General features: G+C 38.5%; 11 protein-coding genes. All 11 read left to right on the forward strand.

Features of this window, described 5'->3' with window-relative positions; all coding sequences use genetic code 11:
• Positions 1-11 precede the first annotated feature (11 nt).
• From HMPREF0847_RS07535 to HMPREF0847_RS07585, 11 genes are read left to right on the forward strand one after another with little or no spacing between them, the layout of a single operon-like run.
• The gene (locus tag HMPREF0847_RS07535) at positions 12-713 is read left to right on the forward strand and encodes a tyrosine-protein kinase (protein WP_008809952.1); all 702 of its coding nucleotides are present in this window, start codon (positions 12-14) and stop codon (positions 711-713) included.
• Between the two features lie 19 nt (positions 714-732).
• Positions 733-2,109, forward strand: a complete 1,377-nt coding sequence (locus HMPREF0847_RS07540) for a sugar transferase (protein ID WP_008809951.1) — start codon at positions 733-735, stop codon at positions 2,107-2,109.
• Between the two features lie 37 nt (positions 2,110-2,146).
• Positions 2,147-3,319 (forward strand): beta 1-4 rhamnosyltransferase Cps2T, encoded by a 1,173-nt coding sequence (gene cps2T / locus HMPREF0847_RS07545; RefSeq protein ID WP_008809950.1) that lies wholly within the window; start codon positions 2,147-2,149, stop codon positions 3,317-3,319.
• 3 nt (positions 3,320-3,322) lie between these two features.
• Positions 3,323-4,474, forward strand: coding sequence for a glycosyltransferase family 4 protein (locus HMPREF0847_RS07550; RefSeq protein WP_008809949.1), 1,152 nt, complete (start codon positions 3,323-3,325; stop codon positions 4,472-4,474).
• An 8-nt stretch (positions 4,475-4,482) separates the two neighbouring features.
• A complete protein-coding gene (locus tag HMPREF0847_RS07555; RefSeq protein ID WP_020992762.1) occupies positions 4,483-5,487 on the forward strand; it encodes a glycosyltransferase in 1,005 nt (334 codons plus the stop codon).
• 10 nt (positions 5,488-5,497) lie between these two features.
• Entirely contained in the window at positions 5,498-6,499 is a 1,002-nt protein-coding gene (gene wefC / locus HMPREF0847_RS07560) for a receptor polysaccharide phosphotransferase WefC (RefSeq protein WP_008809947.1), read from the forward strand.
• A 33-nt stretch (positions 6,500-6,532) separates the two neighbouring features.
• Entirely contained in the window at positions 6,533-7,495 is a 963-nt protein-coding gene (locus tag HMPREF0847_RS07565) for a glycosyltransferase family 2 protein (protein ID WP_008809946.1), read from the forward strand.
• A gap of 45 nt (positions 7,496-7,540) precedes the next feature.
• Positions 7,541-8,701 carry a hypothetical protein gene (locus HMPREF0847_RS07570; RefSeq protein WP_008809945.1) on the forward strand — a complete coding sequence of 387 codons (1,161 nt, stop codon included), beginning with the start codon at positions 7,541-7,543 and terminating at the stop codon, positions 8,699-8,701.
• Entirely contained in the window at positions 8,698-10,110 is a 1,413-nt protein-coding gene (locus HMPREF0847_RS07575) for a flippase (protein WP_008809944.1), read from the forward strand. Before HMPREF0847_RS07570 ends, HMPREF0847_RS07575 begins: the two co-directional genes overlap by 4 nt.
• Positions 10,111-10,119: 9 nt before the next feature.
• A complete protein-coding gene (glf, locus tag HMPREF0847_RS07580) occupies positions 10,120-11,223 on the forward strand; it encodes a UDP-galactopyranose mutase (protein ID WP_008809943.1) in 1,104 nt (367 codons plus the stop codon).
• Between the two features lie 27 nt (positions 11,224-11,250).
• Complete coding sequence (locus tag HMPREF0847_RS07585; protein ID WP_008809942.1) at positions 11,251-12,306, forward strand: sugar transferase; 1,056 nt, start codon at positions 11,251-11,253, stop codon at positions 12,304-12,306.
• Positions 12,307-12,468: the final 162 nt, after the last annotated feature.

The following is a 12,468-nucleotide window of genomic DNA, read 5'->3' on the forward strand; positions in this document are numbered from 1 at the left end:
AAAGGGACCTCATGGCAACGTTAGAAATTATTAAAAATAAATTGGCAGAGATGCATCAGGCGGAAGAATACTTTAATGCATTGAGTACAAATATTCAGTTGAGTGGTTCTGATATTAAGGTTGTAGCGGTTTCTTCTGTTCAGCCAAATGAAGGAAAGTCAACTATTTCCATCAACTTAAGCTTGGCCTTCGCGCGGGCAGGTTATCGAACACTCTTGATTGATGCCGATATTCGAAACTCCGTTATGACAGGGGTTTTCAAGAGCCAAAGAAAAGTAGAAGGTTTGACAGAGGTCTTGTCTGGTAATGCTGATATTAGCCGAGCTTTGGCGGACACTGATTATCCAAACCTAGATGTTTTCTTGTCAGGACAGGTATCTCCAAACCCAACAGGGCTCTTACAAGGGAAAAATTTTGAAGTCATTATGGGTGTATTGAGAGAACATTATGATTATATTGTTGTCGATACACCACCAATCGGGATGGTTATTGATGCAGCGATTATTGCTCAGCGTTGTGACGGCAGCTTCTTAGTATCAGCTTCAGGCGCAGTTAGTCGCAAAGCTGTACAAAAAGCTAAAGAGCAGTTGGAACAAACAGGAACTCCATTCCTCGGTGTTGTTCTAAATAAATTTGATGTTAAATCAGAAAAATATGGTTCCTATGGTAATTATGGCAATTACGGGAACTATGGGAATTATGGGAAAAAATAGATTATAAGGAAGGTTACTAATGGGAGAGGAGAGAAGAGAATTTGAGAATTTCAAAATTGTTATTTTTCAAAGTCTAGCCGTTTTATTTTCAGCTTATATAGTTAGCCTTTTCAAAGAAGCAGAATATACTTCTCAGACCATTGCCATTTTATATCTTCTGCATTTCATTGTTTTTTATATTAGTAATTTCTCTTTTAAATTCTACACAAGGGGTTATTTAGAAGAATTACTGCAGACTATAAAATATAACCTGGTATTTTCAATTGCAATTACCTTTACTTCTTTTATGTTGAAGGAACCTTTTTCTATCTCAAGAAGAGGAATGGTCTACTTCTTTTTGATAAATTCACTAGCTATTTATCTGATGGACTCTATCATCAAAAAATATAAACAGTCCATTTACTCAAGATTTAAAAATCGGAAAAAATTGTTTTTGATTACAGCAACCAGTCGATTGGAAAAGGCTTATGAACGTCTAACTTCATCTAAATACTCTACCCGGGAATTGGTAGGCGTGACCATTATGGATGATACGACATTTAGCCAAGCCCAGGTGGCCATCGTTGCTCCTCAAGATATGGTAGACTTTGTAACACAAGAGGTTGTCGATGAAGTCTTCATTAATCTGCCGAGTGAAGATTATGATATCGGAGATTTAGTTTCTCGTTTTGAAAGTATGGGAATAGATGTTTCGGTCAATCTAAATGCATTCGACTTTTTATCTCTAGGTGAAAAGCGGATTCAAGAAGTTGCTGGAATGAGTGTGGTAACATTTTCGACAAACTTTTATAAGCAAACCCATGTTATAGCTAAACGGTGCTTGGATATTGTTGGTGCCCTGTTTGGTCTTTTGGTTTGTGGTTTGGTTAGTATCGTTCTAGTCCCAATCATTCGTAAGGATGGAGGCCCAGCCTTCTTTGTTCAAAAACGAGTTGGGAAAAATGGCCGTTTCTTTAAATTCTATAAGTTCCGTTCTATGAGAGTGGATGCCGAGGAAATAAAAAAAGAATTAATGGAACATAACACCATGACTGGCGGTATGTTCAAGATGGATAATGATCCTCGAGTGACACCGATTGGTCGTTTTATCAGAAAGACGAGTTTGGATGAGCTCCCTCAATTTTATAATGTTTTGATTGGAGATATGAGCTTGGTAGGTACTCGTCCGCCTACTGTAGACGAATATCGTAACTATACGCCTGAGCAAAAAAGACGTTTGAGCTTCAAGCCTGGGATTACAGGTCTTTGGCAGGTCAGTGGTCGTAGCGCCATCACAGATTTTGATGAGGTTGTAAAGCTGGACCTTGCTTATATGGACGGTTGGACCATTTGGCGGGACATTAAGATTTTGCTCAAAACCATAAAAGTTGTATTTAGGAAGGAAGGTGCTAAGTAGAAGCGCCTTCCTCTGATTATATATATTTGAGGAATAAATGAAGAAAGCTGTATATATTATAGGTTCAAAAGGAATCCCAGCCAAGTATGGTGGCTTTGAAACCTTTGTTGAAAAGTTGACGGCCTGTCAGCAAAGTCAGCATATCCAGTACTATGTCGCCTGTATGCGGGAAAATTCAGCAAAGTCAGGCATTACAGAGGATGTATTTGAGCACAATGGTGCTATTTGTTATAATGTGGATGTGCCAAACATTGGACCAGCTAGGGCGATTTTTTATGATATCGCTGCGCTCAATCGAGCGATTGAAATGGCTAAAGAACAAAAAGACAAGGAGCCGATTTTCTATGTATTGGCTTGTCGAATCGGCCCTTTCATAGCAGGGATTAAAAAGAAAATCAAGGCTATTGGTGGCACCCTCATGGTCAACCCAGATGGCCATGAATGGCTACGTGCTAAATGGAGCCTTCCTGTTCGTAAGTACTGGAAGTTTTCTGAGCAACTGATGGTCAAGCATGCGGATCTTTTGGTTTGTGACAGCAAAAATATTGAATCCTACATCCAAAAGGATTATGCCAAGTATCAGCCCCAAACGGCTTACATTGCTTATGGGACAGATACCAGTAAGTCCGTCTTACGCCAGGAGGATGAGAAGGTTCGGACCTGGTTTAATGAAAAGCAAGTTTCAGAAGGCAATTACTACCTAGTGGTTGGACGATTCGTTCCAGAGAATAACTACGAAGCCATGATTCGTGAATTTATCAAGTCCAAGTCCAAAAAGGACTTTGTCCTCATCACAAATGTGGAGCAGAATAAATTTTACGATCAGTTGTTACAGGATACTGGTTTTGATAAAGATCCTAGGGTTAAATTTGTTGGGACTGTCTATGACCAAGAGTTGCTCAAGTACATCCGTGAGCATGCCTTTGCCTATTTCCATGGGCATGAGGTTGGAGGGACCAACCCTTCTCTACTGGAAGCCCTAGCATCCACAAAACTGAATTTGTTGCTAGATGTTGGCTTTAACCGTGAGGTTGGCGAAGACGGGGCCATTTATTGGAAAAAAGATGAGTTGGCTCGTGTCATTGAGGAAGTAGAAGGATTTGATCAGGCAGCAATAACTGACTTGGATTTCAAGTCAAGCCAAAGAATCCTCTCAGCTTTCACATGGGAAAAGATTGTGTCAGATTATGAAGAAGTGTTTAAAGGATAGGGAATGAAACGGATTTTATACTTGCATGCTGGTGCAGAAATGTATGGAGCAGATAAGGTTTTACTGGAGTTGATCAAAGGATTGGATTCCAAAGAATTTGAAGCTCACGTCATCCTGCCAAATGATGGTGTTTTAGTCGAGGCCTTGCGTCAAGTTGGGGCTCAGGTCAGTGTGTTGGATTATCCGATTTTACGAAGGAAGTATTTTAATCCCAAAGGCATTGCCGACTATATTCGCTCTTATAATTTCTATGCTAAGCAAATCGCCCTCTATGCTCGAGAACACAGTATAGATATGGTTCACAATAATACAGCGGCTGTTTTGGAGGGCATCTATTTGAAACGCAAGCTCAAGCTGCCTTTGATTTGGCATGTTCATGAGATTATCGTCAAACCCAAAGCTATTTCTGACTTTATCAATATGCTCATGGGACGATATGCAGACAAGATTGTGACGGTGTCCCAAGCGGTCGCTAATCATATCAAGCAGTCTCCCTTTATCAAAGATAGCCAAGTGGAAGTGATTTATAACGGTGTCGATAATACTGTCTATTATCCAATGGATGCGTCTTCTATTCGTGAAAAATTTGACATTGCGCAAGATGCAATTGTGATTGGCATGATTGGTCGGGTCAATGCTATCAAAGGACAAAATGATTTCATAGAAGCAGTCGAGCCACTTTTGGAAAAGAATGAGCAAGCGGTGGCTTTCCTAGCTGGAGGTGTTTTTCCTGGTGAAGAATGGCGCTTAGAAGAACTAGATAAGAGAATAGCTTCTTCATCTGTTGTGTCACAAATTCATCGTATTGATTACTACGATAAGACTTCTGAACTTTATAATATGTTTGATATCTTTGTCTTACCAAGTATAAAACCTGATTCCCTACCTACAGTAGTCCTAGAAGCCATGGCTTGTTCAAAACCAGTTGTTGGTTATAACAATGGGGGAATAGCTGAAATGGTAGTAGATGACAAAAGTGGTTGCTTAGTCAAACCAAATCGTCCTCAAGAACTTTCTAATGCCATTTCTCTCTTACTAGATAGTTCTGAAAAAAGAGAAAAATTTGGGCGAGTAGGATATCAGAGACAAAAAGAGCTGTTTTCTTTGGAGAGTTACATCAAGAACTTTTCGGAATTTTATGATAATTTACAATAAGGGGTATAATGGAAAATTTAATCATTTTAGACAGTGAGCTACAAAAAAAGAATGAAGAGCATTATCAGTCTCTTCATGGCGGGAGCCGAGTAGTTTATACCAACTATGAAAGTCCACTTATAAGAAGAGTACGTAATTTCAAATACATCGGTAGTGCTTTGTATCATTTTTTAATGTGGAAAATGTCCTATGATTATGCTCGGAAATTCATAAAATATGATGTCAAGAAAATTATTTGTGTAAATCCTCTTGTAGGTATCTTTTTAGGAATTTTAAATAAAAGTGGCAAGGAAATTACATTAGCAGGATTTTTGTTTGAGAATAAGAAAAATAAAATCTATTATTATTTACGAAAGCAACTTGTGAAAAAGTCTTTCCAGAATATCGGTAATATCATAGTCTATGGTTCAAAAGAAATTCATTATTATTCGGAACTCTTTCCAGAATTTCAGGAGAAATTTAAATTTATTCATTACGGCTTAGATTATGATAATCAACTAACTTATCAAGGTTCTTTACCAACTAAGTATATCTTTTCAGGTGGAGGTAGTAACCGAGATTATGAGACTTTAGTCAAGGCAGTGGAGACTTCAAACCTTTCAATGCCGTGTGTGATTGCAACTCAGCCATGGAGAGTTCCTACGCATGGTTCAAACATTCAAGTTTTATCTGATGTAGTAGTAGAAACCTTTGGAGATGTATTAGCTAAGTCTGATTTCCTTGTCCTATCGTTAAAAGATATTGATTTATCCGCTGGTCATATGGTTATGCTTCAAGCAATGTCTCTAGGAGTTCCTATCATTGTGAATGATATTCCCTCTGTTCGAGATTATGTTGATGAATCTCTGGTGACTTTCTATCCTTCAGGGGATTTTGAAGCACTAGCACAGCTAATAGAAAATTTCAATCCTATGGTTGATGATATTATTCAAAAAGTTCATAAAGCAAAGGCACTATACTTTGAACAATATACCTCTATAAAATTGATGGAAAGACTGTTAGATTTTAAATAGGAGAGACTGAATGGTAGAAAAGATTGATTTTGTTGTCGCATGGGTTGATGGGAATGATTTGGTTTGGAGAGAAAAGAAAGCCCAATACGATGGCTCAATAAACACTTTTAAAGAGGGTATGAACTCAGAGAAATCCTATCGTGAATGGGGAACTTTTAAGTACTGGTTTAGAGGTGTGGAAAAATTTGCTCCTTGGGTCAATAAGATCTACCTTGTGACTGACCAGCAAAAGCCAAGCTGGTTAGATATAAACAGTGAAAAATTGGTCTTGGTAGATCATACAGAGATTATCTGTAATGACTATCTACCAGTTTTTTCTGCCAATCCTATTGAAAGCAATATCCATCGAATCCCTGGACTCTCTGAGCACTTTGTCTTTTTTAATGATGATATGTATTTGACGGCTCCAGTTGAGCCGATAGACTTTTTCTCGGAGGATGGTTTGCCAAAGTATGTTACAGCTTTAGCTCCTATTACAACGGAGAGATATGGAACTGGTCATTTCCAAATGAATGATATGGGAATTATCACTAGTCATTTTTCGAAGAAAGAAATTTTAAATAATGGTCACTTTTTTTCCTTTAAGCATGGGATTAAACAATTAATCAAGACTTTACTTTATGGGACTACTAAGTTTATCTGTGGTTTCTGGGAGAGTCACCTGCCCTATCCCCTACTAAAATCAACAATGGACTTGGTATGGGAAAAGGAAAAAGCAGTTTTGAAGACAACCTCAGCGAGTCGCTTCAGAAGTCCCTCTGATACCAATGTTTGGCTCTTTAAATATTGGCAGATCGCTAGTGGTCAATACGCTATCGGAAATCCTAAGTTAGGGGGACTCTTTTCTTTGGATAATGCCGGACCAGATTTTTGGAAGCTACTGAATTCTGGTAAATACCAAATTATGTGTATCAATGACGGACACAACGTTCAAGATGAGGAACAGGTGATGACAGACTTCGTCAAGGCTATGGACCAACTGCTTCCAGATAAAAGCTCATTTGAGATTTAAACTGAAAAAATAAGTAAGAGAAAGAAAAAATAGATGATTTCGGTAATTGTGCCTGTTTACAATGTGGAGGACTACCTTCATTATGCCATGGAGAGTTTAGAAAATCAGACTTACAAGGATATGGAAGTCCTCTTGGTCGATGATGGATCGAGTGATGGTTCAGGTCTCTTGTGTGACCAGTATGCCCAGCAGTATGATTGGGTGACTAGCTACCACAAGGTCAACGGTGGCTTGTCTGATACTCGGAACTATGGGGTCTTGAAAGCCAAGGGTGACTGGATTACCTTCCTAGATCCAGACGACTATTTGGAACCTTGCGCCTTGGAATTGCTAGCAGAGCTACAAGGTCGTACCCAAGCAGATATGGTTAGTGGTAAAGTAGAGCCAACAGCTCACTATCATCGTTCTCAAAATTTTCACTTGGATCAGCTTGATCTAGACCAAGTTAAGGTCTATGACAAGGCAAAGGCTCTAACTGAGATGCTCTATGGAGATCTTGTAACAGTCTCTGCTTGTGGGAAACTCTATCGGAAAGAGCTTCTTGAGAAAGCTCCCTTCCCCAAGGGGCGCATCTACGAAGACCTCTATGTCATCAGTGAGCATCTCAACCAAGCCCAATCCGTGGCCTTGTTTCATCTTCCGATTTACCATTATTACCACAGACCAGGTAGCATTACTGCCTCGGCCTTCACGCCTAAACAATACGAGTTTTATGAAGCAATCGATCATTTAAAAGAGGTTGTGAATGCAACCTATCCTGAGAATTCGGAACTCCAAGCAGCCATTATTTCTCGCTTCTTTACAGGAAGTCTTCTTATCTTTACGATGATTCGTGACGGAGATCCAGCAGAGTTCAAGCGACTTCAGGAGAAGATAAGACCATATTTACCTCTTGTCTTGAAGAATGCTAGAGTTAGTAAGAAACGTAAGATTCTCTATGTCTTGATTAGCAGGTATCCACGCCTCTATTATTACTTTAAAAAGTGGAAAAAATAAACGACTGAATGAAAAAAGTTCAGAAATTAGAAAAGGAAAATGAAGATGTTAAAGATAGAACGTGATAAATTGCTCGTGACAGCAGTTTTATTTGTGATAATTTCTATAGATATGATAAACACTTCAATGTTAGCACCTGTATTACCTAGTATACCTAATTTTGTTCCTTTCTTTGCAATCATGTTACTAGCTGTGCGTTTTTTATATATTCGTAACTATTCTTTGAGTTTTTTAATATTTGCACCTACCCTCATTTTAGTTGGAAGTATGGTTTATTATAAGGCAGGAAACTTAAATGGTTTAATGTTTTTGCTGTTGATTGTTTTTCTTTATAAAGCAGATTTAGAGTCTATACTTAAAATTTATACTTGGACGAGTTTATCTTTTATAGTGCTTATTATTTTACTATCGTTAGTCAATGTAATTCCTAATTTACAGTTTGTTCAAACTCGCCCCGTGGGAGTGGTTGTACGAAACTCTTTTGGTTTTATCTATCCAACCGACTTTGCCTCTCATTGTTTCTATCTCTTTACCGCCCTTTCCTATCTCCTTAGAAAGAAGTTTATCTTCCTAAGAACCCTATCAGGTGTAGCCTTGGCGGCCTTTATTATTGTTTATTGCGATGCCCGTTTAAATGCAGGCTCCATCTTAGCAGCAACAGGAATTTTTCTATACTTTTATTATCGTAACAAGACTGAATGGCGTTTATTTTCCCTACTGCCTTTTTCGGCTGGTATCGCTTCTTCGGTCATGATTTATCTATCCAACAAATTTAGTTGGTCTCATCCAATATATGTTTCTCTGAATAACTTTTTCGGCATGCGATTGTATTTGGGACATGAAGCGCTTAAGAAATATGGCGTACAGTTATTTGGAATTCGTGGAATTTCCTTTGTTGGATATGGAGGAAAGACAGAAACGGTTTTGAACTATGACTATGTAGATTCGTCTTATGTACAAATGTTATTTACTTACGGTTTGATTCCAGTTGTTATGTTGGTATGCCTATACATGGTTCAGTCTTGGACTCTCTATCGTAGGAAGAACTATTTATTGTTAACCTGCCTGGCCTTAGTAACAGTCAATTGTATGTTTGAGGCCTTCTGGGTTCGCCCGTCTTATAATATTTTTATGTTTACTCTGTTTGCAACCTTGCCAGTTATTGAATTTGAATCGAAGAAATCTACAACGAGGAACTCCTTGTGAAAGTATTAAAAAATTATTTATATAATCTTTCTTATCAGCTGTTAGTAATCGTTTTACCAGTCATTACTACACCCTATATTACTCGGGTTTTTTCATCCAATGACTTGGGTTCCTATGGTTACTACAACTCAATAGTAACCTACTTTATACTCTTAGCGACACTTGGGGTGGCCAATTATGGGACCAAGGAGATTTCAGGACATCGAAACAATGTTCAGAAAACCTTCTGGGGTATCTATAGTTTACAGGTTTTAGCAACCTGTTTGGCCATTGTTCTCTATGTTATTGTGTGCTTCCTTATTCCATCTATGAATAATCTGATTGCCTATATTTTAGGATTCAGTTTGTTGTCTAGAGGGCTAGACATTTCCTGGCTCTTTCAGGGGATGGAGGATTTTAAAAAGATTACCGTTCGAAATACAATGGTTAAACTTCTGGGTGTTGCTTCTATCTTTCTGTTTGTAAAGAAACCATCCGACTTATATCTGTATATCATTCTTCTGGTTGGCTATGATTTGCTGGGACAGCTAAGTATGTGGCTTCCTGCTCGCGAACACATTGGAAAACCTCACCTAGATTTAGCTTATGCTAAACAGCATATCAAACCAGTAGTTCTCCTGTTTTTACCGCAGATTGCCATATCGCTCTATATCACGCTAGATCGGACTATGTTAGGTGCCTTATCTTCGACAACAGATGTGGGGATTTATGATCAGGCTCTTAAACTCTTAAATATTCTGTTGACAATTGTGACTTCTCTTGGGAGCGTCATGTTGCCTCGAGTATCCAACCTCCTATCATCAGGCAATCAAAAGGCGGTTAACAAATTGCATGAAATGTCTTTCTTAGTGTATAACTTGGTCATCTTCCCGATGATTGCAGGGATTTTGATTGTTAATAAAGATTTTGTCAATTTTTTCTTGGGACAAGATTTCCAAGATGCTCGCTATGCGATTGCTATTATGGTCTTTAGAATGTTCTTTATTGGCTGGACAAATATCATGGGAATTCAAATATTGATTCCTCATAATAAGAATCGTGAATTTATGCTATCAACAACCATTCCAGCTATTTTTAGCGTGGGTCTGAATCTACTCTTAATCCCGCCTTTAGGTTATATTGGAGCTTCGATTGTGTCTGTTGCGACAGAAGGTTTAGTGTGGGTAATTCAACTCTACTTTACACGTTCTTATCTAAAAGAGGTTAAGATCCTTCCATCTATGCTAAAAATATTTTTAGCTGCTCTCTTGATGTACGGCGCCTTGTATTCTGTACAAGCTTTTATCAATTTCTCATCCGTTGTGAATGTCTTGATCTATGCTGTGCTTGGTTTCTTTGTGTATGGTGGCTTAGTTTTAGTCTTACGTGTCTTGGATTTTCAAGAACTAAAAAGTGTTTTAAAGAAATAAGGAGATTTTATGTACGATTATTTGATTGTCGGTGCTGGCTTGTCAGGTGCGATCTTTGCCTACGAAGCTAACAAACGTGGCAAGAAAGTGAAGGTGATTGATAAACGAGAACATATTGGTGGGAATATCTATTGCCAATCTGTTGAAGGAATCAATGTCCACAAGTATGGAGCTCACATCTTCCATACATCCAATAAAAAGGTCTGGGATTATGTCAATCAGTTTGCGGAGTTTAACAATTACATCAATTCTCCTATTGCCAACTATCAAGGACATCTTTACAATCTGCCTTTCAACATGAATACTTTCTATGCTTTGTGGGGGACAAAGACACCCCAAGAAGTAAAGGATAAAATTGCTGAGCAGACGATGCACATGCAAGATGTTGAGCCAAAAAACTTAGAGGAACAAGCCATTAAGTTGATTGGTACGGATGTTTATGAAAAGCTAATCAAGGGCTACACCGAAAAGCAATGGGGGCGTTCTGCTACTGAACTACCACCTTTTATCATCAAGCGTTTGCCTGTTCGATTGACCTATGACAACAATTATTTCAACGACCGTTACCAAGGGATTCCAATTGGTGGTTACAATGTCATTATTGAAAAGTTGTTGGAAGGAATCGAAGTAGAGCTCAATACAGATTTCTTTGCTGATCGTGAGAACTTGGAGGCTTCAGCAACTAAGATTGTCTTCACAGGGATGATTGATCAGTTCTTTGACTATAAGTTTGGTGAACTTGAGTATCGTAGTCTCCGTTTTGAGCATGAGGTTCTGGACCAAGAAAATTATCAAGGAAATGCCGTAGTCAACTATACTGAGCGTGATATTCCCTATACGCGTATCATCGAACACAAACATTTTGAGTTTGGGACTCAGGACAAGACGGTTATTACTCGGGAATATCCAGCAGATTGGAAGAGAGGAGATGAACCTTACTATCCAATCAATGATGCCAAAAACAATGCTATTTATGAGCAGTATCTAGCAGAAGCTGAGAGAAATGGACGCGTTATCTTCTGTGGCCGCTTGGCAGATTACAAATACTATGATATGCATGTGACTGTTGAACGTGCGTTAGATGTGGTAGAAGAAGAACTAGGGAGTATCTAAGAACATCACAGATAAAGGGGAGAAAAGGTGAAATATTATCTGAAGGATTCATTTCTACATAATGAACACGAAAAGAATGCAGGGAGTAAGGCACGAAATGATGTGGAAGCTATTCTAATCTCAGAGGGTTATGAAGGATTGGAACTCAAGGTTGAGAATTGGTATAAGATGAATTTCTTTAAAGCTCAGCAACACAAATATCGTGCGACCAAGTCTGTGTTTGATCAGTTGGGGGCTGGAGATGAATTGGTCATTCAGTTCCCGATTATCCACCATACATTTTTCATTTCACAACTCATCAAGCAGGCACAAAAAAGAGGAGCTAAATTCTATCTCTTGATCCATGATGTTGAAACCTTACGCCATGCAGCAGGTTCGGAAGTAAAATTTCGTCATAAAGTGCGTAATTACTTCCAGGAAAAGAAAGCTTTGATGTCAGTGGATGGTATTATTGTTCATAACGATATCATGAAAAAAGTTTTGGTAGGTCAAGGAGTGCCAGCAGATAAAATGGCTAGCTTGGAGATTTTTGACTATCTGATTCCAAACTTTGAGGTACAAGCTCTTCCTCAAAAAGACCAACCTATTATCGTAGCTGGAAATTTGAACCCTGCAAAGTCAGGTTATCTTTATAACTTGCCAGACCAGCCAGCCTATAACTTGTATGGAGTGGGCTATGATGAAAGTCGTGCGTTGAAAAACACTAGCTACTTTGGTTCCTTTATGCCAGATGATCTCCCAGCTGCTCTTGAAGGTAGTTTTGGTTTGGTATGGGATGGTGATAGTTCGGAAACCTGCCAGGGTTCTTATGGAAATTACTTGCGTTTCAACAACTCACACAAGGCGTCGCTTTATTTGGCTTCAGGATTTCCTGTCGTAGTTTGGAAAGAATCGGCGTTGGCTCATTTCATATTAGAGAAAAGTTGTGGTATAGCTGTGGCTTCTCTGCATGATTTAGAAGCAGTTTTGGAAAATCTAACTGAAAAAGAGTATGCAGACTTGTCAGAAAATGCTAAGAGAATTGGAAAGGACTTGAGGGAAGGTTATTACCTAAGGTCTGCCTTAAAAAAGTTGAATGATTAATTTTTGTATTAAAGATATCCATCACAAAGATCCTATGAAGAATGGGATTGCTGAGATGTAATTTTTGTAGAAATAGAGTCATTAGAGTCCGCGATTAGTGGGCTTTTTTTGATTATAGAAACCTTAGGTGAATTGTTAGTAATTTCCCTTTTCAGCTCAAGT

Source organism: Streptococcus sp. 2_1_36FAA, from assembly GCF_000161955.2.
GTDB lineage: Bacteria > Bacillota > Bacilli > Lactobacillales > Streptococcaceae > Streptococcus > Streptococcus gordonii.